The 23,532-nt window shown below is 58.7% G+C and carries 18 protein-coding genes; 7 read left to right on the top strand and 11 right to left on the bottom strand.

Annotation, left to right across the window (positions count from 1 at the left end):
* The first annotated feature begins 170 nt into the window (after positions 1-170).
* Positions 171-1,460: a DUF2865 domain-containing protein gene (locus SIAM614_RS02260; RefSeq protein ID WP_208983870.1), complete on the top strand. Its 1,290-nt coding sequence runs from the start codon at positions 171-173 to the stop codon at positions 1,458-1,460.
* Here SIAM614_RS02260 and gltX read toward each other — a convergent pair.
* The 5 genes from gltX to SIAM614_RS02235 form a co-directional block, all read right to left on the bottom strand.
* Positions 1,423-2,784, bottom strand: coding sequence for a glutamate--tRNA ligase (gltX, locus tag SIAM614_RS02255; RefSeq protein WP_006931727.1), 1,362 nt, complete (start codon positions 2,782-2,784; stop codon positions 1,423-1,425). The two genes, SIAM614_RS02260 and gltX, sit on opposite strands and share 38 nt — an antisense overlap.
* Positions 2,785-2,836: 52 nt before the next feature.
* Complete coding sequence (locus SIAM614_RS02250; protein ID WP_006931725.1) at positions 2,837-4,054, bottom strand: MFS transporter; 1,218 nt, start codon at positions 4,052-4,054, stop codon at positions 2,837-2,839.
* 238 nt (positions 4,055-4,292) lie between these two features.
* A complete protein-coding gene (locus tag SIAM614_RS02245; RefSeq protein ID WP_006931723.1) occupies positions 4,293-5,960 on the bottom strand; it encodes an NAD+ synthase in 1,668 nt (555 codons plus the stop codon).
* Positions 5,961-6,104: 144 nt separating this feature from the next.
* Positions 6,105-6,641: a response regulator gene (locus tag SIAM614_RS02240; RefSeq protein ID WP_267871935.1), complete on the bottom strand. Its 537-nt coding sequence runs from the start codon at positions 6,639-6,641 to the stop codon at positions 6,105-6,107.
* Between the two features lie 159 nt (positions 6,642-6,800).
* Positions 6,801-8,183, bottom strand: coding sequence for a class II 3-deoxy-7-phosphoheptulonate synthase (locus SIAM614_RS02235; protein WP_006931718.1), 1,383 nt, complete (start codon positions 8,181-8,183; stop codon positions 6,801-6,803).
* A 278-nt stretch (positions 8,184-8,461) separates the two neighbouring features.
* Between SIAM614_RS02235 and SIAM614_RS02230 the strand changes: the two genes are divergently transcribed.
* Positions 8,462-9,193: a VIT1/CCC1 transporter family protein gene (locus SIAM614_RS02230; RefSeq protein WP_040438957.1), complete on the top strand. Its 732-nt coding sequence runs from the start codon at positions 8,462-8,464 to the stop codon at positions 9,191-9,193.
* Between the two features lie 14 nt (positions 9,194-9,207).
* Here SIAM614_RS02230 and SIAM614_RS02225 read toward each other — a convergent pair whose 3' ends face one another.
* Positions 9,208-9,804 (bottom strand): hypothetical protein, encoded by a 597-nt coding sequence (locus tag SIAM614_RS02225; RefSeq protein ID WP_006931714.1) that lies wholly within the window; start codon positions 9,802-9,804, stop codon positions 9,208-9,210.
* Between the two features lie 53 nt (positions 9,805-9,857).
* Between SIAM614_RS02225 and SIAM614_RS02220 the strand changes: the two genes are divergently transcribed.
* From SIAM614_RS02220 to SIAM614_RS02210, 3 genes are all read left to right on the top strand, one after another.
* Positions 9,858-11,051 (top strand): aminotransferase class V-fold PLP-dependent enzyme, encoded by a 1,194-nt coding sequence (locus SIAM614_RS02220; RefSeq protein ID WP_006931713.1) that lies wholly within the window; start codon positions 9,858-9,860, stop codon positions 11,049-11,051.
* A 90-nt stretch (positions 11,052-11,141) separates the two neighbouring features.
* Complete coding sequence (locus SIAM614_RS30415) at positions 11,142-12,683, top strand: diguanylate cyclase domain-containing protein (protein WP_006931711.1); 1,542 nt, start codon at positions 11,142-11,144, stop codon at positions 12,681-12,683.
* Positions 12,684-12,876: 193 nt separating this feature from the next.
* Entirely contained in the window at positions 12,877-14,424 is a 1,548-nt protein-coding gene (locus tag SIAM614_RS02210) for a sensor domain-containing diguanylate cyclase (protein WP_208983869.1), read from the top strand.
* A 50-nt stretch (positions 14,425-14,474) separates the two neighbouring features.
* Here the strand turns inward: SIAM614_RS02210 and gor are convergent, their stop codons facing one another.
* The 3 genes from gor to rpiA all read right to left on the bottom strand — a co-directional run bounded on the left by gor (position 14,475) and on the right by rpiA (position 17,371).
* Positions 14,475-15,851, bottom strand: a complete 1,377-nt coding sequence (gene gor / locus SIAM614_RS02205) for a glutathione-disulfide reductase (protein ID WP_006931707.1) — start codon at positions 15,849-15,851, stop codon at positions 14,475-14,477.
* A 257-nt stretch (positions 15,852-16,108) separates the two neighbouring features.
* Positions 16,109-16,624: a DUF2059 domain-containing protein gene (locus SIAM614_RS02200; RefSeq protein WP_040438797.1), complete on the bottom strand. Its 516-nt coding sequence runs from the start codon at positions 16,622-16,624 to the stop codon at positions 16,109-16,111.
* A gap of 54 nt (positions 16,625-16,678) precedes the next feature.
* A complete protein-coding gene (gene rpiA, locus SIAM614_RS02195; RefSeq protein ID WP_006931703.1) occupies positions 16,679-17,371 on the bottom strand; it encodes a ribose-5-phosphate isomerase RpiA in 693 nt (230 codons plus the stop codon).
* Positions 17,372-17,596: 225 nt separating this feature from the next.
* On the opposite strand from rpiA, the gene SIAM614_RS02190 reads away from it, so the two are divergent.
* Positions 17,597-19,369, top strand: a complete 1,773-nt coding sequence (locus SIAM614_RS02190) for a methyl-accepting chemotaxis protein (protein ID WP_050789303.1) — start codon at positions 17,597-17,599, stop codon at positions 19,367-19,369.
* Positions 19,370-19,766: 397 nt separating this feature from the next.
* On the opposite strand, the gene SIAM614_RS02185 is transcribed toward SIAM614_RS02190, so the two are convergent.
* The gene (locus SIAM614_RS02185; RefSeq protein ID WP_157139623.1) at positions 19,767-20,198 is read right to left on the bottom strand and encodes a hypothetical protein; all 432 of its coding nucleotides are present in this window, start codon (positions 20,196-20,198) and stop codon (positions 19,767-19,769) included.
* A 411-nt stretch (positions 20,199-20,609) separates the two neighbouring features.
* On the opposite strand from SIAM614_RS02185, the gene SIAM614_RS02180 reads away from it, so the two are divergent.
* Positions 20,610-21,272: an HAD hydrolase-like protein gene (locus SIAM614_RS02180; protein ID WP_040438954.1), complete on the top strand. Its 663-nt coding sequence runs from the start codon at positions 20,610-20,612 to the stop codon at positions 21,270-21,272.
* A gap of 18 nt (positions 21,273-21,290) precedes the next feature.
* On the opposite strand, the gene SIAM614_RS02175 is transcribed toward SIAM614_RS02180, so the two are convergent.
* Positions 21,291-23,246, bottom strand: a complete 1,956-nt coding sequence (locus SIAM614_RS02175) for a DUF4139 domain-containing protein (RefSeq protein WP_006931696.1) — start codon at positions 23,244-23,246, stop codon at positions 21,291-21,293.
* Positions 23,247-23,532 lie beyond the last annotated feature (286 nt).

Below are 23,532 nucleotides of genomic sequence, written 5' to 3'. Positions count from 1 at the left end.
CTAACGTGAGAGCTTTCGTTGCTATTGATAGGACCGGCAGCGATAGTGCCGGTCGTCGGCTTTGAGCCGATACGGCGTGAAAAACACGCTGCGGGGGTTGGGTGATGAGACGTTGCTGGTCTGCCAGGTCGAAGGTTTTGGCACGCGCTGTCGCGTTTGGTGCCTGCCTCGTGCTGAGCGCACACACGGCAAGCGCAGCCACCTGCACCAGCCTGAACGCTGAGCTTCAGCGGATCGAACAGCGCTCCGGCGCCCAGTCGCCCGCGGCCCGGAAATGGAGCACCGCCAAATCCCAGCAGCAGAAAGCCATCAGTGCGGCAGAACGGGACGCGAACTATTACGGCTGTGCCGCGACCGCTTCGGCCAAATGCAACGGTCTCAACGACAAGATCAAACGCATGAAGGCCAACCTCGCCGCAATTGAGCGCCAGCTTGCAAAGTCTGGCGGCGGGTCGTCAAAAAACGCCAAACGCGTGCGGCAGATCAAGGCCTCGCTTGCCAAACAGAATTGCAACGCCCCTTCCCGGGAAGCCCGGCAACACAATGCCGATGGCGAAAACAAACCTCAATCGCTTCTGGCCCGTATTTTCAACCCGCAACAGCGCGTCGAACAGCCTCGCGTCGAACCGACTTCAGCGACAACCGGCGACCGCGAAATTGCTTCCGTGCGCCGCCAGACCCGCAGCGAAACCAAACGGTATTCACTGCCTTCCGGCGGAGCGTTCCGAACTGTTTGCGTCAGAACCTGCGACGGCTATTTCTTCCCCGTCAGTTTTTCGACAGGCAAGAGCCAATTTGCCTACGACGAGGCACGGTGTTCGGAAATCTGTCCGGCAGCGGAAACAGAGCTATACGTCTATCGCAACCCGGGCGGCGATCAGTCCCAGATGATGTCCCTTGCCGGTCACCTCTACTCCGAGCAGCCTTTCGCCTACCGTTACAAGAGCGAATTCGTGGAAGGCTGCAGTTGCCGCACGACCCGCCAGTCGAAGGCGCAGTCTGCCTGGACGGATATCAGCACCAGCTCCGGCAACAAGGTGTTTTTCACTGATATCAGCGCCGGCCTGCCGCGCCGAACGCTTCAGCCAAGCCGTGGCGGAACCTACGAACACGAAGAGGACCTCCCCTCTCCGCTGGCAAGAACCCCGCTCGACAGAACGCAGTTACCGCGTTTCGAGGATCCCGATACCCTCATGAATATGGAAAAGGGTTTCAATGTTTCCGCCCGGCTTGACCTCGCCGCAACACGGTTTGAGAGCGGCGAGAACAAAGTGGCTTCAAGTTCCGGTTTCAAGGACGGGTTCCCGGTCCTGTCGATCCGTTCCCACGAGGAAACGAACGAGGAGGACCTGACAGCCTTTTCACCCGTCTTCAAGACGGATGACGACGGCTACCACGAGGCGCCGGACCGGAAGGCCCCTGTCAGGGTAGTCGGTCCAGAATATTTCGTCGCCCAATAAGCGGCAACAAAGCCTTCATGTCCGGACCGTGATCCATGCCGGTGAGCACCCGGCGCAGCGGCATGAACAGGCCACGGCCCTTGCGCCCGGTTTCCGCCTTCAGGGCAGACGTCCACTCGCCCCAGGTTTCCCCGGTCACTTCGCCTTCCGGCAGCAAGGCCTTCGCGCCTGAAACGAACTCCCGGTCCTCGTCCTCGATGCGGCTTTCGACCGGGCCGGTGACAATCTGCCAATAGGAACGCGCATCGCCGACGGTCTCACAATTGCCGCGCACGGTTTCCCAGAATTCAGCACCTGCATCAATGCCCATGTCGGCAAGGCGTTTCTCGACCGCCTCGAAGGGCAAGTCGTGCACCAGACGGGCGTTGAGGGATTTCAGTTCCTCCGGATCGAACTTGGCGGAGGACCGGGAGACGCTGGTCAGATCGAATTTCTCGATCAGGGCGTCCATGGTCGCAACCGGCTCGACCGCCTGGCTTGTGCCGGTCAGAACGGCCAGGGAAGCGACCGCCATCGGCTCAAGCCCGGCCTCCCGCAGCGAGCCTATGGAAAGCGCTCCCTTGCGCTTCGACAGGCCTTCGCCGTCGATCGTCGTCAGCAGGTTGTGATGGCCGAACACCGGCGGTTTCGCCCCCATCGCCTCGAAGATGGCGATCTGGACACCGGTGTTGGAGACGTGATCCTCGCCGCGGATGATGTGGGTCACGTCCATGTCGATATCATCGACGATGGAGGTAAACGTGTAGAGATACGACCCATCCGCACGGATCAGGACCGGATCGGACATGGACGCCAGATCGATGGTCTGGTCACCCCGGCACAGATCCGACCAGGCAACATCCGTACGCCTGGTTTCAAACGGATTTCCGTCGTGGTTCGGCAGGACAAACCGCCAATGCGGCTTGCGGCCTTCCGCTTCAAAGGCGGCGCGTTCTTCCGCGGTCTGTTTCAGGCCTGCACGGTCATAGACCGGGGGTCTGCCGAGCGCACGCTGGCGTGACCGGCGCCGCTCCAGTTCATCCGGGGTTTCATAACACGGATAAAGCAGGCCAGCGTCCTTGAGCTTCTGGGCCGCCGCATCGTAATTCGCGATCCGGTCCGATTGCCGCTCCTTCAGGTCCGGCTCGATACCAAGCCAATGCAGGTCGCTCTCGATGGAATCGGCGTATTCCTGCTTCGAGCGGACAAGGTCCGTATCATCGAAGCGCAGAATGAACCTGCCGCCCATTTTCTTGGCAAAAAGCCAGTTGTAGAGCGCGGGACGGATGTTGCCGATGTGGATGTGGCCGGTCGGCGACGGCGCGAAGCGTACGGTGACAGTCATGGCGATGAGTTAGCCGGGGTTGAACCGGACGGCAACCCCAAACTATCGGACCTTACGAAGAATGTTCGCCAGACCGGTAGGTCCGCGACACAAAGCCAAGGACACCGCAGAAAACGAGGCAATAGAGTCCCATTGCCATGACCTGAAGATCGAACGAGACGCCCTTGTCGATCAGCCAACCGACCAGACCGGGACCCGCGGCGGAAGCGAACACCATCACGGAAAAGGCAACCGAGCGAATTGCCCCCATGTGCCTGGTTCCGTAGACCTCCGGCCATAACGCCCCGACCAGAGTGCTGTTGAAGCCGTTCGAAATGCCGACAAGCAGCATGAAGACGAATGCGGCTGCAGGCGCGTGGAAATTGGCGAGCACGAAGCAGGCCAGCGTCAGGGGAACCAGAGCGAAGGGCAGCAACTGGCGCGCGGAGAACCGGTCGATCAACGGGCCGATCACCAGCGAGGCGCAAACCACGCCGGAGGCCATCAGCAGGAAGGCGCTCGCGAAGAGTTCCAGCGTCCAGCCTCTAAGTTCCACCAGATAGACCTGGTGAAAAAAGATCGCCGTGCCGATGAAGGCCGGTGCGTTGACGCCGCAATTGACCAGCCAGAAGCGGACGTCGCGCAGCGCTTCTCCGCGCGTCCACTGACGGCCTTCCGGTTTGGCAGAGGCTGTTTCCAGCGCCGATGGAATGCGGTCCTTTGCCAGGAGCGTCAGCAAAACCGGCATGGCGACGACTGCGAGCACGATGGCCGATACCGTCCATGCGCCCCGCCAGCCAAAGGCATTGGCCAGGACGACGAAACAGAGCGGAAACAGGGCTTCGGCAGTCGGAAAGCCGAGAACTGCGAGCGAAACCGCCCGGCCGCGTTGCGCTGTGAACCAGCGGCCCGCCGCGGTCACCGACGTGTGGGTCATCATGCCCTGCCCGCACAGGCGAAGACCGTAAAAGGTGAGCCCGACCATCCAGACGGAAAACGTGTTGGCCATCGCCAGGCAGAACAGGGCCAGGCCTGTCATCACCACCGCTGCGATCCTCTGTACCGGGAAGTGATCGAGGCTGCGGCCGACATAGGGCAAGGTCAGTGCACTGCCGAGCGTCGCGACCATATAGAGCAAGCCGATATCGCCGTGACTGAGGTCGAACTCCGCCCGGATGTCGCCCGCCGAAAGCGAGATGAAAAACGTCTGCCCAAAGCCGGAAAAAACCGCCAGCAGATAACTGGCGGCAAGCCAGCGGGCATTTTCACGCAGGAACGAGAAATAGGTCATCGAGGCAAAGCACACTTTTAACAAACAACTGAAGACCCACACACATCCTCATATTGAGGAAGCGCGTAACGCTGTCTCGAAGGATGGACCAAATCCGGCTGAACATGCCGCCCACCCTCGAGACGGACCTGACTGCCCCTCTTCAGGAGGTGGGAATTTCTCCAGCCACGCCCATTCATTTTTCAATCGGTCAGGTGCTGCGAAACGTCCGCCTGGCAAGCGCCCATCAAGCGCCCCCTCAGGAGCGGTCGCGGAACCTGTTGGTGATGGGATATCGCCGGTCCTTGCCGAAATTGCGCTCGGTGATCTTCACACCTGGAGGCGCCTGCCGGCGTTTGTATTCGGCAATATAGAGAAGATGTTCTATCCGGTGGATCAGCGCCCTGTCATGGCCGCGTTTTTCAATGTCGCCCACCGACATCTCGTCTTCCACCAGACATTCCAGAATGTCGTCGAGAACATCGTAAGGCGGCAGGGAATCCTGATCGGTCTGGTTTTCACGCAGTTCGGCGGTCGGCACCTTGGTGATGATGTTGGAGGGGATCACCTCTCTGCCCGGCCCCAGCAGGCCTTCCGGCCGGTTGTTATTCCGCCATTCGGCCAGGTGGTAAACCTGGGTCTTGTAGAGATCCTTGATCGGATTGTAGCCACCGTTCATGTCGCCATAAAGCGTGGCATAACCAACCGACATTTCCGACTTGTTGCCGGTTGTCATGACCATGTGGCCAAACTTGTTGGACACCGCCATCAGGATCACACCGCGCGCACGCGACTGAAGGTTTTCTTCGGTCGTGTCTTCCTTGGTGCCGGCAAACAGATTGCTGAGCGCCGACCGGAACCCTTCCACCGGTTCGGAAATCGGCACCGTGTCATAACGGATGCCGAGGGCCTTGGCGCAAGCGGCCGCATCGGTGATGCTTTCTTCCGACGTATAGCGATACGGCAGCATGATCGCATGAACCTTGTCGGCTCCAAGCGCATCAACCGCCATGGCCGCGCAAATGGCGGAATCGATGCCGCCGGACAGCCCAAGCACCACTCCCGGAAAACCGTTCTTGGTGACATAGTCCCCAAGACCCATGACGCAGGCCCGCCAATTGGCCTCATCGAGATCCGGCAGCTTTGCAACAGAGCCGTTCTCGCAGAGCCAGGTGTCGCCGTCCCGTTTCCAGTCGCTGATGCCGAGAGCGGTTTCGAACTGAGGCATCTGGAACGCCAGCGAACGGTCGGCGTGGAGCGCGAAGGAGCCGCCATCAAAGACAAGCTCGTCCTGCCCGCCAAGCTGGTTGCAGTAGACCAGCGGCAAACCGGTCTGCACCACCCGCGAGACGACCACCTGGAGACGGTGCTCTGCCCTGTGTTCCCAGTAAGGAGAGCCGTTGGGAACCAGAAGCAGCTCCGCTCCGGTTTCCTCCAGACACTCGCAGACCTCGTCGTTCCAGATGTCTTCGCAGATCGGAAGGCCGATGCGCACGCCGCGGAAGTCGACCGGCCCGGGCAAGGGACCCGCCGCAAACACGCGCTTTTCGTCAAAGACGCTATAATTCGGCAGGTCGTATTTGTAGCGGACAGCCTTGATCTCGCCCTGGTCCAGAAGCAGGGCTGCGTTATAGACCTTGCCTTCTTCGCTCCGCCACGGAGACCCCAGGATCAGCCCCGGACCACCGTCGGCGGTTTCTCCGGCCAGCGTTTCGGCCGCTTCCATGCAGCGTCTGACGAAGGCGGGTTTCAAGACGAGATCTTCCGGCAGATAGCCCGCGAGCACCAATTCGGAGGTCAGGACGAGGTCCGCCCCTTGAGAGGCAGCATCCAGCCGGGCCTTGCGAACAAGGTCTGCATTTCCGGCCACATCGCCAACAGTCGGGTTTAGCTGCGCGACAGCCAGTCTGAAACGGTCTGAAATCATCGGAGAATTACCAGGAAGTGACATTGCTTTCTGGTGTAGCCGCTAGATCGGTGAACGTCCAATCGGAATTTGCGCCCGTCCAGAAGATGCTTTGCCAACGCTCCGCAAATGCCTGGCCAGCACCGGTTCCACCCGGCGCTTGCTTCAGAGCAAGGCGAGGCCGGCCAGATCGTCCGAAGTCTCCGGCGTTGCCACAGGCTCGGCGCCAGTGACGTTCAGCTTGCGAAGCGGTGGCTGCTGACCGGGTCCGAGTATGCCCTTGGACCGTCCATGGATTTCCTGCCGTGCAAGGATATCACCGATATGGCGATACAGAATGGCGGGAGCGATGGGTTTGGCGACAAACCCATGAATGCCGATCTCGATACCTTCCAGGATCGTTGCCCGCTTGGCGTGCGCTGTCACGATCAACACCGGCGTGGTGCTGATCACCAGATCCCTGTCGGACCGCAGGATGCGAAGAAATTCGTTGCCGCCAAAGGGGTTCATCACCCAGTCGCACAGGACGATGTCCGGTTTGCGGTCGACAACCAGTTCCAGGGCTTCCGCGCCGTCCGTCGCCTCATAGGCCGAGCGGATGCCGAACCCTGTCAGGACCGAGCGGAGTATGGAGCGCATGTGGGGATTGTCTTCCGCAATCAGACAGGAAATCCTCGATAGATCCCACTTCTCACGCAACACTCAGTCTCCCCGCTTCACCCGATTCCCTGACGAGAATGTATGCGCTGCGAGCGTTAAGCGAGGCTTACCTTCGGGCATGTTCATCCGGAAAAATGCGGAAAAAATGAGAAAGGGCGGCAAGTGCCGCCCTTTCAATCAACGTTCGTATGCGACAGGTTTTTAGGCGCTTGCCGCAAGCGGCTCGACCTGGCGGTGGTCGCGTTCCTTCTTCAGGTTTTCCGCGATCAGGAAAGCCAGTTCCAGCGCCTGATCCGCATTGAGGCGCGGATCGCAATGGGTGTGGTAGCGGTCGCCGAGCTGGTCTTCGGTCAGCGCGCGTGCCCCGCCCGTGCACTCGGTCACGTTCCGCCCGGTCATTTCGATGTGAACACCACCGGCATGTGTGCCTTCGGCCCGGTGAACTGCGAAGAAGGCTTCCACTTCTTTCAGGATCCGGTCGAACGGACGGGTCTTGTAGCCACCGGCAGAGATGGTATTGCCATGCATCGGGTCGCAGGACCAGACCACCGACTTGCCTTCCCGCTGAACAGCACGAACGAGCTGCGGCAGATGGTCGAACACCTTGTCGGCACCGAAACGGGCGATCAGCGTCAACCGGCCCGGTTCGTTTTCCGGGTTCAGGATGTCGATCAACTCCAGCAGGCCATCCGGCGAAAGCGACGGACCGCACTTGAGGCCGATCGGGTTCTTGATGCCGCGGAAGAATTCCACATGAGCATGGTCCGGCTGACGCGTCCGGTCGCCGATCCAGATCATGTGGCCGGAGGTCGCATACCAATCGCCTGACGTGGAATCGACACGCGTCAGAGCTTCCTCGTAGCCGAGCAGCAAAGCTTCGTGGCTGGTGAAGAAATCGGTCGAGCGAAGTTGCGGAACGCTTTCGGCATTGATGCCGCAGGCTTTCATGAAGTTCAGGGATTCTGAAATCCGGTCAGCCAGCTCCTTGTACCGATGGCCCTGCGGGCTGTCGGAGATGAAGCCGAGCATCCAGCGATGAACCTGATCGAGGTTCGCAAACCCGCCCTGCGCGAAAGCTCGCAGAAGGTTCAGCGTTGCAGCGGACTGACGGTAAGCCATGGCCATGCGGCCCGGATCCGGGATGCGGCTTTCCGGGGTGAAGTTGATGTCGTTGATGATGTCGCCGCGGTAGCTCGGCAGCTCGACATCACCCTTCTTCTCGAAATTGGAAGAGCGGGGCTTGGCGAACTGGCCGGCAATTCGGCCGACTTTCACAACTGGCTGGCTGGCGGCATAGGTCAGCACCACAGCCATTTGCAGGAAGACACGGAAGAAGTCACGAATGTGGTCAGGATGGTGCTCGGCAAAGCTTTCGGCGCAGTCCCCGCCCTGCAGCAGAAAACCGTTGCCCTGCGCGACATTTGCAAGCTGGCTCTTCAGCGCACGCGCTTCACCTGCAAAAACCAGCGGCGGATAAGTCGACAGGCGCTGTTCAACATCCGCCACTGCCTCTTGATCCGGGTATTCCGGCACCTGCAAGATCGGCTTCGATCTCCAGCTGTCCGGGCTCCACTTCTCCGCCATACTTCCTACTCCTCACTGGACCCGCAGGTACTTTTAGCACCCTTGATCACGCGGTCCGCGACATTTTCGTTCGTTTGGGTCTGCCAATTCAAGGCAAACGTGCGGCCTTATACACTTCATGGGCCGCCAAGGCCACAGGGCAATCCCCCAAATTTAACCCAGTTTTCAGGATGATTTTCGGTTCGCTTCACCGGACGCGAAAAGCGTGCCTTTGAGACGGATCATTGCGGGTATGGTTCAAGGGCTGCATCTTGGGCAAAACCATAGAGGAAGACTTCATGCCGACACCTCGTCTGGAGCATAGCCACAGGCCCGACGACATCGCGAACCGGCTCGCTTCAGGACCGAACGCCAGTTACCTCAGAGACTGGGTCTATGGAGGCATAGACGGCACCGTGACAACCTTTGCCATCGTGGCAGGCTCGATCGGCGCGGACCTTTCGGCGACGATTATCCTGATCCTGGGAGCTGCCAACCTGTTTGCAGACGGCTTTTCCATGGCCGCGGCCAACTACAGCGGCTCCAAGTCCGAAATCGAGGATTATGCCCGTCTGAAGGCCGTGGAAGAAAAACACATCGCCGTGGCGCCCGATGGCGAACGCGAGGAAATCCGGCAGATATTCCGTGCCAAAGGATATGATGGGTCCGATCTGGATACGCTGGTCGAGCTGGTCTCTTCCAACAAATCCATCTGGATCGAAACCATGATGCAGGCAGAATACGGCCTGACGGATTCAGCGCGGTCGCCGCTCAAGGCAGCTCTCTACACGTTTGCCGCCTTCGTTCTTTTCGGCTCGATCCCGCTGATGCCGTTCGTCTTTCCGGTGCCTGCCAGTGCGGCAACCGCGACGGTTCTGACGATCCTTGCTTTTTTCACCATCGGTTCCCTGAGGGCGCGCTGGTCGCAGCGCCACTGGGTATCCTGTGGTCTGGAAACGACCGCCATCGGTACTTTTGCAGCTGCCATCGCCTTCGGTGTCGGCTACGGACTGCAAGCGCTGCTTGGCTGACACCTTTCAGTCGGCTAGCCAACAGGCGGAAGAAAGCGGACGCCGAGCGCTTTGACCTTGCAGTCAATCAGATCCGCGAGCTCGGGATCCAGCACGACCTTGCGCGGATAATGCGGCCGCGCCCGGTCCGGCAACACGGGCACATGCCAGCCTTCGGTTGTTTCCAGAAAATGATCGATCCCCGCCTCGCCCCAGAACCGGAAGAACCCGGCCAGAACGCAGTCCAGATAGCTTTGCAGGATGGGATGCGTGTCCGTGCCCCATCGGCAATGTTCGGGAGCCGCCCGGAAAAGAAACAGTTCGTCTGGCCCCGGCTGCATCGCCGCATCGCATCGAAACGAGCGGCCGACCGCTTCGACCTTCAGATAGCGTTTCTCACGAAGCTCCAGCTCCGCAAGACGCGTCTTCGGTTCACGCGCCATCACGCCCATGATGCGCGTGCCTTCCTGCTCGCGAATCGTCAGCGCGCAACGCCCCTTGCCGTTCTCACCCTCTCCGCACACCTTCCACTCCCGCACCCAGCCATGAAGGGCGCCGGGTGTGACTTCAACGCCGGGGGGTATGGTGTCAACATTGACGAGGGAGCCATAACCAAAATAAGTGATCGTCATCTGGTGCTTGTCTAGTGCTTCGTCGTTTTTCTTATACCGTTCCCGAGGGTGTCATGAATGTTTCGTCTTTTACCCAGCAGGATGTCGACCTCTTGAGGGACGATACTCCGGGTGTACGTCAGCTCATTCACTTTAACAATGCCGGAACCGGCCTGGCCCCCACCCCGGTTCTGGAGGCCGTCAAGCAGCACCTAGACCTTGAAGCCACCCTCGGCGGATACGAGGCAGCAGCAGCCGCCCAAGCCACCATGGACGCGTTTTACACCTCCCTTGCGGCATTGGTCGGCAGCAAGCCGCACGAAATTGCCTATGTCGAAAACGCCACCCGGGCCTGGGACATGGCCTTTTACGGCATAGACTTCCGGCAGGGAGACCGCGTCGTCACCGGACGCGCCGAATATGTCTCCAACTACGTTGCCCTGCTGCAGATGAAGCGGCGCAAGGGGATCGAGATCGACATTGTGGAGGATGATGCTTTCGGGCAAATCGACCTCAAGGCCCTGAAGGCGGCCATTGGCCCGAAGACAAGGCTCCTCGCGCTGACCCACATCCCGACGTTTTCCGGGCTGATCAACCCGGCCGAAGACGTTGGTGAGATCGCGCGGGAAACCGGTGTGCTTTACCTGCTGGACGCCTGTCAGTCTGCCGGACAAATTCCGCTGAACGTCGACGAGATCGGTTGCCACATGCTGTCCGGAACCGGCCGTAAATATCTGCGCGGCCCACGCGGAACCGGCTTTCTCTATGTCAGCGACGCCGTGCTGGACCAGGTGGAACCGCCGTTTGTCGACCTGCAGGCCGCGGAATGGATCGACGAGGATCGCTATGAACTCGTCCCCCACGCCCGGCGCTTCGAGACCTGGGAACGCTATGTTGCCGGCCAGATCGGCCTCGGCGTTGCGGTCAGCTATGCCATCGGCTTCGGCATGGAGCGGCTGGGCAAACGGATCTGCGAACTCGGCGACCATTTGCGGTCGGAGCTTTCTGCCCGCCGCGAGGCAACGCTGCACGACAAGGGAGAGCGCAAGGGAGGCATCGTCACGTTTACATGGCAGGGCGAGACCCCGGAGCAGACCAAGCAAAGGCTCAGTCAGGCCGGCATCAACGTGTCCGTCAGCCGGGCCAGCTCAGCCCGCATCGACTTGCCGCAACGAGGTCTCGATGCAGTGGTGCGTGCCTCGGTTCATGCATTCAACTGCGAAGAAGAAATTGAACGCTTTGTTAAGTGTCTTGGTAGTTTGCGCTAGGTAAAGGCCCAAAAACAACCTTCCCCCACCCGGTGTTAAAGTTCTTCCACTAGACAGCCATCACATCCGGGAAAGAGGGGATGACTGTTCTTGTACCATTCGAAGAAAAAGACATCGGCTGCGGTGCCTCAAGGGCAGGACCTTCCCAAGCGTGGTCAGCGGATTACCGTCTGGATCTACAGCTTTGCCGCTCTGCTGATTGTCCTGTCGACAGCCTCCCTCACCTATATCGCCCAGATGGCCTGGGGCGAGGCCGACAGGCGCGCCCTCGAAGCCGAGCAACTGCACCTCACCCGCACCCTGAACGACATCCACCGGCAGGTGGCGCGCGATCAGATGACGGTGGCCCAGTGGGACAGGACATTCAATGCCCTTCAGGCCCCGCTCGACCGCGCGTTCATCGAAGACGACCTGGTCGGCGACCTATGGGAAGATTTCAATCTCGACCGGACTTTTGTGGTGACACCGGACGGGACCTTGATCGCACAGGCAATCAAGGACGATGTCCTGTTTGAAACCAAACTGCTACAATCCGGCAATCCTATCCGGAAACTTGCCGAACAGACCATGGCCGCATTCCGGAGGCAGCAGAACCGCTCGAATTCCGTTTTCGCGGATTGGTACTTGCCTCAGTCCGCCCTCTTGGAAACGTCTCAAGCCATCTTTGCCGTAATAGACGGGACCCGGGCCTTCGTCAGTGCCATACCGATCCTTCCCGACGAAGGTCAGGTCCGCCTTGAGGGCGACTATCCGGCAATTCTGGTCAATGCCGTCTACATCGATGAAGACTGGCTCACCGGTTTGAGTGAACAACTCGGCTACAGGGATTTCAGGTTCTATCCGGGCGAGCCTGAACGCAGGCACCCGACGAACTATCTGGTGCAGGCGGCGGACGGCTCCACATTCGGCTACTTCCGCTGGGACCATTCCAAACCCGGACGCGAAATCTGGATGATGGCCTTGCCGCTGATCGTCCTGCTGGCATCCTTCATCGCCATCGTGGCCTTCGCACTTGCCACAAAAATCAGCCGCCTGTCGGCCTCGCTGGAAGAAAGCGAGCGAAAGAACCGGTACTTCGCACGGCACGATGCCCTGACAGGGCTGGCGAACCGGCATCACTTTTCCGACTGTCTGTCCTTCTCGCTGGACGGCCTGCCGGATCGCGGATTTTCTATTTTTGCCTGTGATCTCGACCGCTTCAAACCTGTGAACGACACCTACGGGCATGAAGCCGGAGACAGGGTCATCTGCGCCGTTGCCGACCGTTTGCGGCTTCTGGTGGGCGAGAATGGCGTTGTCAGCCGGATCGGAGGCGACGAATTCATCGTCCTTCTGACCCAGCAAATGGACCGGGACGCGCTTGCCGCGCTCGCCGGGGACATCTGCCGGTCAATCGCAGACCCCATCGACATCGATGGTGGCCACAAAGTCGGTATCGGCGTCAGTATCGGTATCGCCAGCGCACCGGAGTCGGGCATGAGCGAGCAGGACCTGATACGTATGGCCGACATGGCGCTCTACCGGGCCAAGGAAACCGGCCGTAACGCGTTTGAATTCGCAGGGCCGCTCAGCGTTGAAGACACCAAGATCCGCAAGCCGATGGCACCGCAAGCCTACGAGGTTTCACGCTGACAGGCACGCGCTACCAGCCTCAAATGACATTGTAATTATTACTATTACCGACAAGTCTGCAGAGACTAAACCTCATACAAATTCAAAGATTCAATAATATTTCGCTCCTTCCATGTATTCGTCATTACACTCACTTTACTCTTAGCTGCTAAAAATACAGAATAACGTAGAAAGACCCAATCGGGATCGCAACTTGACCGAGTTCCGGCGCAGATATAGCGACCAAAACGCGAAAATTCCCCGGCAGCATATTTCCAGGCTGGCATTTCTGCTTGCCGGATTGCTGATTGCCGTGACTTCCGTTTCGCTGCTGTTCGTCGGATATGTCGCCTCCCAGGCATCCAGGCAACAGGCGATTGCCAACGAAGAACGCCTGTTTCGCAGCGCCCTGGCCGATCACTTGCGCACCATTGTTCGCGAACAGATCGTCATCGCCTCTTCAGACCAGTCGGTGCAGAAACTCGTGCGCAATTTCGATCCCGCCTATGTCCGGAGCAGCTTCGACACCCTGTGGTCGACCTATAGCCACAGCAAGGTGATGCTGATATCCGGAGAAGGCGACGTACTGGCGGAATCCTTTGCCGACTACACCCATGTCATCCGGCGCCCGATCTCCGAAACGCCCGAGCTTGAGGTCATCCACGAAAAAATGAAGGCGCTCTACCTGCAGAACCGGGTGCGGGTGCCTGGCGGTTTCGGCCACAAATCCCTTCAGGGAGCAGATCCTGGCGAATACGCCGTCATGGGTTTTGTCCATATTGACGGCAAGCCGGCCATCTTTGGTGCGATGCCGATCATTCCGGACGACTATCAGGAGACATTGCCGGATGGACCGCCGACGGTGCTGCTGTCGGCGCTTTACGTTGACTCCTTTCTGCTCGGTCAGCTCAACGCGCAACTGAATTTTGCGAATTTCGGGTTCGACGCCGAGACAGGCACGACTGGAAGCGGGCCGCATCATCTCGTCACCGGCCTGGACGGAGACCTGTTGGGGGTATTTCGCTGGGACAGCCAGACCATCGGGGAATCCCTCTGGCCGACCATCGTCCCTGTCATCGTGATCTTGAGCCTCGCTCTCGGTGCTCTTGCCTTCGGCATTGCCTGGCGTATCGGCCAGCTGACGACGTCGCTTCAGGCAAGCGAACACCAGAACAGATACCTGGCCCTGCACGACACGTTGACCGGGCTCGCAAACCGCTTGCAATTCAACCGCGTCCTGGAATCGTCGGTCAAGAACCTGCCGGACAAACCCTTTGCCGTCATTCACTGTGACCTGGACAAGTTCAAGGCGGTGAACGACACCTTTGGCCATGCGGCAGGCGATATCGTCATCAGGACGATGGCCGAACGGCTGACCACAGCGGTCGGCAAACCCGGCCTCGTCTGCCGTATCGGCGGTGACGAATTCATGGTGATTTATCGGGGCAGCGTTACGCGGGAAGGTCTGATCGATCTGAGCCGAGCGCTGGTTGCCGCCGGTGAACTTCCCGTGCCGATCTCAAGCGGTGAAATTGCGCAGATCGGATTGAGTGTCGGCATCGCGATTGCCCCCAAGGATGGAAGCACGGCAGAATTGCTCGTCACCCGTTCGGACGCAGCCCTTTACCAGTCAAAGAAACTGGGCCGGGGCCGGTATTCCTTTTACGCGGAGTCTCAGGAAATGGAGGTCGGGCCGGATGGCGTCTTGACCCTTTCCAGCGAAGTGCGTCGACCACGCGCCGCATCCGGGCCTGCCGAATGAAACCGCCACGGGACGCTGTGCCCCGCAGCGGCTTTTTCTGACCGGCCGGATTAACCGCGCAGACGCTCGGTTGGTTCGCGCATGGTGACGAGTTCTTCCGCGGCAGTCGGATGAACGGCAATCGTCCTGTCGAAATCGGCCTTGGTCGCGCCCATCTGCAACGTGACACCAAGGATCTGCGCCAGCTCGCCGGCATCCGGCCCCATGATGTGGACACCGAGGACCTTCTGCGTATCCGCGTCGACGATCATTTTCATGAGCATCTTTTCGTCCCGTCCGGACAAGGTGTGTTTCATCGGGCGGAAGCTGGACTTGTAGATGTCGAGATTGGGCGTGCGCTGCAACGCTTCGTCCTGTGTCAGACCAACAGTGCCCATTTCAGGCTGCGAGAAAACCGCGGTGGCGATCAGGCTATGATCGACGGTCCAGGGATTGTTGCCGAAGACGGTGTCGGCAAAGGCATGCCCCTCCCGGATAGCAACCGGCGTCAGGTTGGCGCGATTGGTCACATCGCCGACGGCATAGATGGACTCAACGTTGGTACGGGAATCTGCCTCAACCTTGATAGCACCCGAGCTGTCCATTTCAACACCAGCCTTTTCCAGGCCGAGGTCTGTGGTATGCGGATTGCGGCCGATGGCAAACATGATCTGCCCTGCTTCCAGCTTGAGCCCGCCACTGGTGTAACCCGTCAAAGTGCCGTCGGACGACTTTTCGATTTTTGAGAAAGTGTCGTTGAGCACCACCTTGATGCCCTTCTTTTCCATTTCCTGCCGGACCGCAGTGCGAAGTTCGCGGTCAAAGCCGCGAAGGATCTCCTCGCCGCGATAGATCAGCGTCGTGTCGACCCCGAGGCCGTTGAAGATGCCCGCAAACTCGACCGCAATATATCCGCCGCCGGCAACCACGATCTTGCTCGGCAGTTCTGCAAGGTGGAAAGCTTCGTTGGAGGTGATGACATGCTCGACGCCCGGCAGGTCCTTGTCGACATTCGGAGATGCGCCGACCGCCACAAGAATGTATTTCGCGGTCAGGGTCTGTCCCGTGGAGAGCAGGCGTACGGTGTGGGCATCTTCGATCACCGCGCGGCTGTCATGGACCTCCACATCGGTGCGCTCAAGATTACGCCGGTAGATGCCTTCGAGGCGGGTGATTTCCTGATCCTTTGCCGCGACGAGCTTTTCCCACGAGAAGGCGCGTTCGCCGACCGTCCAGCCGAAGCCCTCCGCATCCTCGAATTCCTCGGAGAACTTGGAGGCATAGACAAACAGCTTCTTGGGAACGCAGCCGCGGATGACACAGGTGCCACCGTAGCGGTGTTCCTCGGCGATACCGACCCGGGCCCCGTGCGTTGCAGCGATTCTGGCAGCACGGACGCCGCCGGAGCCGCCGCCAATAACAAAAAGATCGTAATTGTAGTCGGTCATCAATGCCTCATCGTGATCAGAAGTCCGCCTGCCGCTCTCGGACAGAGTTTTGCCAGCCCAGCAGATAGGCAACGAAAGCCGCGGTACAAGTGTGCAAGACTGGTTGGGGAGAACACCCTGGCCCGAGAGGTCGGGGCTCATCCCAAAAGAATTGGGCCGCTTGCGCGGCCCAACAGCCGGTCATGAAGCCGGCCTCACTTATTCGTGTGAAAAGCGTGTTCCCTGCCATTGGCATGGCCAATGCGGAACCCCTGCCCTCACTGAGCAGCGTTAAGCTTGGCCAGTTCTTCCTGAACCATGGTCACCATTTCGGTGGAGATCTTGTCCTGCCACTCACGGGCAGCACCAACGGAATACTGCGTGATGGTCGGGATCTTTTCGGTCAGCTTCTGGCCGAGGTCGGTGCTGTAGAATTCAGCAAGCTGCTTCAGCTCTTCTTCGGTGAAGTTGTCGGCCCAGGCCTTGTAAACCAGATTGTTGAGCTCGACCCGCTTCGGAGCCAGCGTCAGCGCAACATTCTGCACGACTTCCGAGATCTCTTCAGCGCGCGTCGGTTCGGACTGGATGAATGCGGTCCGGGTCTGTTCAGCAAGGATCGGCAGGATGTCGTCGAACGGCTCCAGAACCTTGGTCACAACGGCAACCTGTTTGGCTGCGGCAAGGTGGCTCTCGGAAACAGCTTCCTGTGCAGCCGCACCGGAGGCGACGAAACCCGCGGCCATCATGGCTGCGCCCAATACAGCTCCCCGCGGGAAAGATTTGATAAGCTTCATTTTTCTACTCCTAGGCGGCTTTCATCTTAGTCTGGAAAGCCAAATCCACACCACTTAGATGGGCAAGACGGTCTTTACCCCATCTGTGCCAGCCACGTAAGCTTTTGTTGCAAGTTCAATGAAGAGGCCGTGTTCGACAACCCCCGGAATGGCGACCAACCGGTCGCCCAGGGTCCGGACCTCAGGTATGCTTTCAAGCTGCGCATCCAGGATGAAGTGCCCGCCGTCCGTCACGAAAGGCTCGGCCGATCCGCCGCGCAGTGCCAGGTTCTGCGGCAGGCCAAGGCCCTCAAACACCTTCAGGATTGCGCGCCGCGTTGCTTCCAGACCGAAAGGAACGACCTCGATCGGCAATGGAAAGCGGCCAAGCGTCGCAACTTCCTTGCTGCCGTCCGCAATGACGATCATGCTGGCCGAAGCCGACGCGACGATCTTCTCGCGCAGCAATGCGCCCCCGCCGCCCTTGATGAGCGACAGATGGGGATCCAGTTCATCGGCGCCATCAACGGTCAGGTCCAGTTCCGGCAACTCGTCGAGAGTGGTCAGGCGAATGCCGAGGCTCGAGGCCAGTTCCCGAGTGCGCTCCGACGTCGGCACACCGATAACGTCCAAACCGTCTTGCACCCGGCGGGCAAGCGCGTGGACGAAAAACTCGGCAGTCGAACCGGTCCCAATTCCAAGACGCATTCCGGATGTAACATCGTCGGCAGCGCGTTCCGCCGCCAGTTTCTTGTACTGGTCGCTCATATACCGTTCCTAGGGCCAACCTGATGGGCGGAGAAGACTGTCCAATCATCTCCATCCGGCCGCCGGGTGCTTAACATGGCCGGTATCCGCCGGTCCAGTGACATTCCCCCTCTTCAACGGCTAAACGGCCAGTCTCCGCCGATATCCGGGTTTTATTAACCATCATTTCAGATGAGCAATAGATAATGCATTCAATTGCCTAGGGTGTGGAAAGCACAGAATCAGATGAACATTCTTCGACTTAAGCCACGACAGAAATACGAATACAATAATTCAAACAAAGAGATACCTGCCCCTGAGGAAACTGACAATGCTTCCGAAGCCCAGACGGAAGCGCCGCTGGTCAACAGCCAGATGAGCTTCGTTCTCGATAGTCTGGAAGACGATCTGCAGGTTGCGGCCAAGACCATCAACGCTGCGGCGGAAAAGGTTCAGGACCGGCTGGTCAGTCAGATGGACAAGCTGGAAACCATCCGCAGCGACAGCCAGTCGCTTGCGGACCAGTCGGCCGTCGCCAATGAAAACGCTTCCGGACTGGCGGCTTCCATTCAGGACCTGTCCAGTTCCAGCAGCGAAATCGGAGCGCAGGTCGGTGTCTCCAACCAGTTGGCCCAGGAAGCGCGCGACGTTGCGGCCGAAGTCAACCAGGGTGTGTTGGAGCTCAAACACGCCATCGACGACATCGCCAATGTCGTCAGCCTGATTTCGGATATCGCCAAACAAACCAATCTGCTGGCCCTCAATGCCACCATCGAAGCGGCCCGTGCCGGAGAAGCCGGTCGCGGATTTTCCGTCGTCGCCAGCGAGGTGAAGGCACTTTCGGTGGAAACCCAGTCGGCGACGGAACAGATCGTAGCCAATATCGACCGCCTCAATCAGTCTGCGGAACACAGTCTCGGATCGGTCAACCAGATCATCGAGGTCATCGGCAAGATCCGTCCAAGCTTCGCCGCCGTCGAGGATGCGGTTCAGACCCAGGTGGAAACCACAAGCAGAATTGGGGGCCAGGCGCAGCAAACGGCAGACTTCGTTCAGGAAGTGCTGCGGACCGCGCGCACGATTACTGATTCTGCCGCCGAAGCAGAAGAAGGCGGCATGCTGGCGCGCGAAACCGGAGCGGAAATGAGCACGGCCTCCAAGGCGCTGCAATCCCGCTTCACCATGATGATCCGGCAGACGGAAATCGGCGACCGGCGCCAGCACGACCGGCTGCCGATCAAGCTGTCCGGAACAGTGACGGCAGGCGGGACGACCGCACGGATCGAAACCCATGACATCTCGGAAGGTGGCACGTTGTTCCGGCCGGAAGACGGCGTGAACCTGAAGCCGGGCATGAATGCACATCTGGATATTGCCGGCGTAGGCCAGGTGGACGTGCGCATCGTCGCTGTTTCCGAACACGGTTGCCACGGCTGCTTTGTCAACAAGGACGAGGAGTTCCAGGCTGCGCTGGAGCGAAAGATTGCCGACATCCATGTCAGCCACGCCGTTGAAGTGGAACGTGTCCAGACAGGCGCTTCACGAATTGCGGCGGCCATGGAAGATCTCATCGCGCAGCGTCAGCTCAGCATGGACGACCTGTTCGACACGAACTACCAGCATATCGCCGGAACCAATCCGCCGCAGGTGTCCACGCGCGCACTCGGACATCTTGAAAAGATCTTTCCCACGATCCAGGAAGAGATCCTGGGCAAATCCCAGGGCATGGCCTTTTGCGCTTCGGTCGACCGCAACGGCTATCTGCCCGTGCACAATCTGATCTACTCCAAGCCTCAAAAGCCGGACGATGTGGCCTGGAACACCGCGAATTGCCGGAACAAGCGGATCTTTGACGACCGCGCCGGCCTCAGCGCCGCACGCAACACACGCCCCTTCCTGATCCAGTCCTACGCCCGGGACATGGGCGGCGGCAATATCGTCTGGATGAAGGAAATCGACGCCCCGATCATCGTTCAGGGCCGTCACTGGGGCGGGTTCCGGACCGCGTACAAACTCTAGCGTTTTGATCGCGGAGTATGATGGTCCAGTTTCCTCACAAGAACGGACATGGCACTATGGGCCAACATTAAATGAGAGCGTCCAAACGAGAGAATAAACACGTCTTGCACTATGGATAAAATAGTACCGATCAGGCGCAGGACCCGTTCGAAGATTTTCTCTATCTATTGCGAAGCAGCTACCACACTTCGCAACGTCGACTTAGGGAGCCACTAAGGAAGCCCTGCCATTTTCGTGTTTGAGCCTGCCTTGTCATCGGCACCCTATTGACTTGGGCCAACATCAGAATTGACCGCATGTGCCTCTGCCCCAAACTCAAACAGGACAAAACAAGATAAACAAAATCAAAGCTTTTACTTGGAAATCAACAAAATTTTCTATCGTCTTGAAATATTAATTAATCAAAATAGTCAAAAATTTCATTGAAATTTGTAGTTACTTGAACCTGTATTACTCCACTATCAAAACCTCCCGCACCATTAAGAGCGACTTCATAAAGATATACAATTGATCCAGATTTTGAGAACTCAAAAAGGTACGACGACATGCTTTCTGAGTAATTCTTTCGTGCCAATATTCTACACTTATCGAATCCTTCTGGAAAATATCGTAAAAATGGTTCGACTACAGCATCGAAATTATCTTTCGGCGCCGAAATAATATTGTTAATTACGCCTACAAAATCTTCGTAATTACCAGCCAGAAGCTTTTCACTGCTTTTTTTTACGTCCTCATGATCACTGTCCAACATTCCGTAGCAATCAGCTCGTGCTGACTCGATAGATAAAGTCGACGCCAAAATTGAGGCTATCAACATCGGATATTTCATGTTCTTTCTCTCTTTCAGAAACCAGAGACCGCGCAAGACTATTGGCATTGTTAGCGAGTAAATCATCCTGCAGGTAGTCTTTCACTGGCCTTAAAAATGCGAAGATACCGGCGTGACAAACCGCAAAACTATGTCAGGAAAAATGCGCGGATTGGCTGCATGCCCAGCCACACGCTCACTGTATAAGGTGAAGCCATTTCGCGTCGTTTATGGGTCAATACCATTTAACTTTCCAGCCTGCCTATCACGCCCCTTGCGGCGGAGCGGCTATGCAGCTAGGCATTGAAAGCGGCCTGCATTCGGGCGAATGCAGGCCGTTCCCACATTCCGGGGCCGGTTTTCCTGTCCGCAGTCGTGCCTGTGCGCATGACTGTCCGCATGATCTCCGGCTCTTTCTGCTTAGAGGGTCACATGTCCGTTCTGGTTTTCGATCTGGATGGCACGCTGGTGTCGTCCATGGAAGATCTCGTCGCCACCTTGAACGTTGTCCTGACGTCCGCAGGATATTCCGCCATTCCGCAGGAGAACGTCGCGAACATGGTTGGCCTGGGCGCGAAGGTGCTGATCCAGCGCGGTCTGGAGTTCAACGACATCCCCTGGACGGACGAAACAGTTGCCCCGCTCTTCGCACACTTTCTGGAGCACTATGCCGACAACATCGCGGTTCACACGCGGCCTTTCGATGGCGTTGTCACGGCGCTTGAAACCTTCCGGAAGGACGGATGGAAGCTGGCGGTCTGCACCAACAAGGTCGAACGCCTGACGCATCCGCTTCTGGCAACGCTTGATCTTGCAAGGCATTTCGACGCCGTCGTCGGCGGTGACACCTTCTCCGTCGCCAAACCTCATGCCGAACCCGTGCATGGTGCCATCCACCGGGCGGGCGGCCAGATCGGTGGCTCCATCATGATCGGGGACAGCGGCACTGATATCGACGCCGCACGCAACGCCGGTATTCCGGTGATAGCGGTCGATTTCGGATATACGACCGTGCCGGTCCGGGATCTTTCGCCGGACCGTGTGATTTCGCATTTCGACGAGCTGGCGGGTGCCGTCGCCTCTCTCAAGTCCTGAGACAGATGCAGCGTACACTCAGAACGTTCTGATGGCATCGCCCAGGGTTTCGCGGATTTCTTCCCGGCGCACGGAAAGGTCAGCGATCTGCGTGTCGACAGCCTCGATCCGCGTTTCACTTTCCTCCAGCTTGCGCGCGGCGCGCTTGTAGAGATCGGCCCCTGGCTCAAGAGCTGCCAGATTGGCCCGATGCCGCTCCTGGTCGCGGGTCTCTTCATCCTTTTCCAGACGCAGGCGCTGGATCTGACGCTCGATCTGGGCGATCTCGTTCTGAAGTTCCGACAGTTCCTGCAACTTTTCGGCGGTTTCCTTGTCCGGCGAGCGTTTGGAGAGGTAAAGCAACTGGCCCGCATCCGTGGACATCAGCGAATAGGTCTCCGACAAGGTCCGTTCCTGCAGCGCCGAAACCGTCTCGGTCTTGCCGGCGGGCACTTCGACCTTCAGACGATGATGGGTGACTGTGCTGTCCAGTTCCTGGACGGAAGAAAACGTCCAGCCGGGACGTTTGGCCTGTTCGATGACAATCGTCCGGTCACCGTCCGGGGCTCCCTTGATTGCATATTGCGTTGACGATTGCTCGCGCACCGTGGCGTTCAAAACACCATCGGTGACCTTGATCGAGACGATCTGGCTGTCGGCGGACGTGGACTGTGCGATCCTGACCTTCTTGTCGGTGGCAAAGCTTGCCATGCGGCTTTCGCCCGAGGGCATGCCGCTGATCTGCGCATCGCCGACATAGCCTTCCTTCTCGTCATAAACTGTCAGAATGCCCTGCGGCAGACTGGTTTCGGTCTCGTTCTTGATCAGGATGGCCGCAATCGGATGCTGCAGTCCGCTTTCCGGCCGGAACACGGACACCGTTTCAGCGGACACGACCTTGTCGACAATCGGCGCCGACAGGGTTTCCCCGCTTTCAAGATCGACAGGCCATGGAATTGTAAAGGAAGCCGTCGCCGCGCCCTCGCTTACCTCGCCCACATTGGCGGCCGCCATGTTGAGAACCATGTCCGGCGCGACGGCAGAGGCGATGAAACTGGACCGCGGCGCCCCCGGCATGCGGGCCTCGCTCTCGGCAACATCGAATTGCGGTTCGGCCCCCATGTCGACAGGGGGCACATAGCCGCTGGACACATCCACAGGCACTTCCTGCCGCTGTCTCCAGTAGAGGTCATGGAGCCGCTGTTTCAGCGTCACCGGAGCGCCGGAAGACAGCGTGATCCTGACACCGTCCCAGTCTTCCCCACTGGCGTTTTCAAGCACCGCCCAGGCCTGCAGCCGGGCCTTGTCGTCCGCCATCGTCACCACCCGGTAAGCGGTTTTCCAGATGGGGGCCGGCACAACATAGGAAACGGCAACTTCTCGTTCCCCCTCACCTGCCACTTTCAGCGCGACCGTGCGCGCACCGTCCGACTTGCCGTTGCCCACCGCTGACAAGGCCTTGGCGACTTTCTGCTGAATGTCTTCATCGAGAAACGTGACTTCCGTATCCGCAGACAGGCCGACGCCGGTGATGCGACCATCGCTGAGAACCGAAGCGACATGGGACTGCCCCTTGTCCCCATCGTCCTGCACCGACACGCCAAGAACAAGCCCTTCGACCGTGGAGCCGGCCTTTTCCAGACGGACCCGTGTGCCCTGCAATTTTGCGAGAAGGCGTGCAGGCGACTGCAGATCTTCCACGGTGAACGGCAGGTTCTTGAAGGTTTCGGCCAGCGGGTTCGGTCCCGGCAGTGTGATGCCTTCGACAACGCCTGCCTCATCGAACACGACAATGCTCTTCAGCACATCGTTGACCTGTTCGAGCGGCACGGTCATGTTGATAAGGCCGCTGCTATCAATGTCCGCCTTGCGCACCACTTCGGCGAGACCGCCGGAGGAAAGCGTGATGCTGGTAATGGGCCCATTGTCCGCAGCAAACGCCGCAGCGGGCAGAAACAGGCACACGAGCGTGAGGGAAGAAACGCGCGTAATCATTTAAAAACACTCCAAAAAACAATCGGTGACGATGATCGTCTGCCTTAAATACGGCCTTTTCGGGAAACCGGCACCCTCCTCCTGACATAATCTGACGGGCTAGCCCAAGGTCTTTTCATCCGGCAGGCCGCTTCCCGTTTGAAGGAACGTCAGTGGTTCAAAAAGGACCCGGCTCATAGCCAAGGCCAGACCTCCAAACCTCTTGCTACAAACTTCCAGCGCGTGCGTGGAAAACGCAATCGCTCGCTCACAAGCCCTTGAAACCGGAAAGCACCGGACCCCAAAT

This window comes from Roseibium aggregatum IAM 12614 (genome assembly GCF_000168975.1).
Lineage (GTDB): Bacteria > Pseudomonadota > Alphaproteobacteria > Rhizobiales > Stappiaceae > Roseibium > Roseibium aggregatum.
This window is presented reverse-complemented; position numbering and strand designations above follow the sequence as displayed.

Excerpts from the sequence above, each read along its gene's own strand:
- SIAM614_RS02180 (WP_040438954.1), top strand. The coding sequence starts at position 20,610 with ATGTCCGTTCTGGTTTTCGATCTGGATGGCACGCTGGTGTCGTCCATG.
- gltX (WP_006931727.1), bottom strand. The coding sequence starts at position 2,784 with ATGACTGTCACCGTACGCTTCGCGCCGTCGCCGACCGGCCACATCCAC.
- SIAM614_RS02185 (WP_157139623.1), bottom strand. The coding sequence starts at position 20,198 with ATGAAATATCCGATGTTGATAGCCTCAATTTTGGCGTCGACTTTATCT.
- SIAM614_RS02200 (WP_040438797.1), bottom strand. The coding sequence starts at position 16,624 with ATGAAGCTTATCAAATCTTTCCCGCGGGGAGCTGTATTGGGCGCAGCC.
- SIAM614_RS02230 (WP_040438957.1), top strand. The coding sequence starts at position 8,462 with ATGCCGACACCTCGTCTGGAGCATAGCCACAGGCCCGACGACATCGCG.
- SIAM614_RS02190 (WP_050789303.1), top strand. The coding sequence starts at position 17,597 with ATGAACATTCTTCGACTTAAGCCACGACAGAAATACGAATACAATAAT.
- gor (WP_006931707.1), bottom strand. The coding sequence starts at position 15,851 with ATGACCGACTACAATTACGATCTTTTTGTTATTGGCGGCGGCTCCGGC.
- SIAM614_RS02250 (WP_006931725.1), bottom strand. The coding sequence starts at position 4,054 with ATGACCTATTTCTCGTTCCTGCGTGAAAATGCCCGCTGGCTTGCCGCC.
- SIAM614_RS02175 (WP_006931696.1), bottom strand. The coding sequence starts at position 23,246 with ATGATTACGCGCGTTTCTTCCCTCACGCTCGTGTGCCTGTTTCTGCCC.
- SIAM614_RS02235 (WP_006931718.1), bottom strand. The coding sequence starts at position 8,183 with ATGGCGGAGAAGTGGAGCCCGGACAGCTGGAGATCGAAGCCGATCTTG.
- SIAM614_RS02220 (WP_006931713.1), top strand. The coding sequence starts at position 9,858 with ATGAATGTTTCGTCTTTTACCCAGCAGGATGTCGACCTCTTGAGGGAC.
- rpiA (WP_006931703.1), bottom strand. The coding sequence starts at position 17,371 with ATGAGCGACCAGTACAAGAAACTGGCGGCGGAACGCGCTGCCGACGAT.
- SIAM614_RS02225 (WP_006931714.1), bottom strand. The coding sequence starts at position 9,804 with ATGACGATCACTTATTTTGGTTATGGCTCCCTCGTCAATGTTGACACC.
- SIAM614_RS02245 (WP_006931723.1), bottom strand. The coding sequence starts at position 5,960 with ATGATTTCAGACCGTTTCAGACTGGCTGTCGCGCAGCTAAACCCGACT.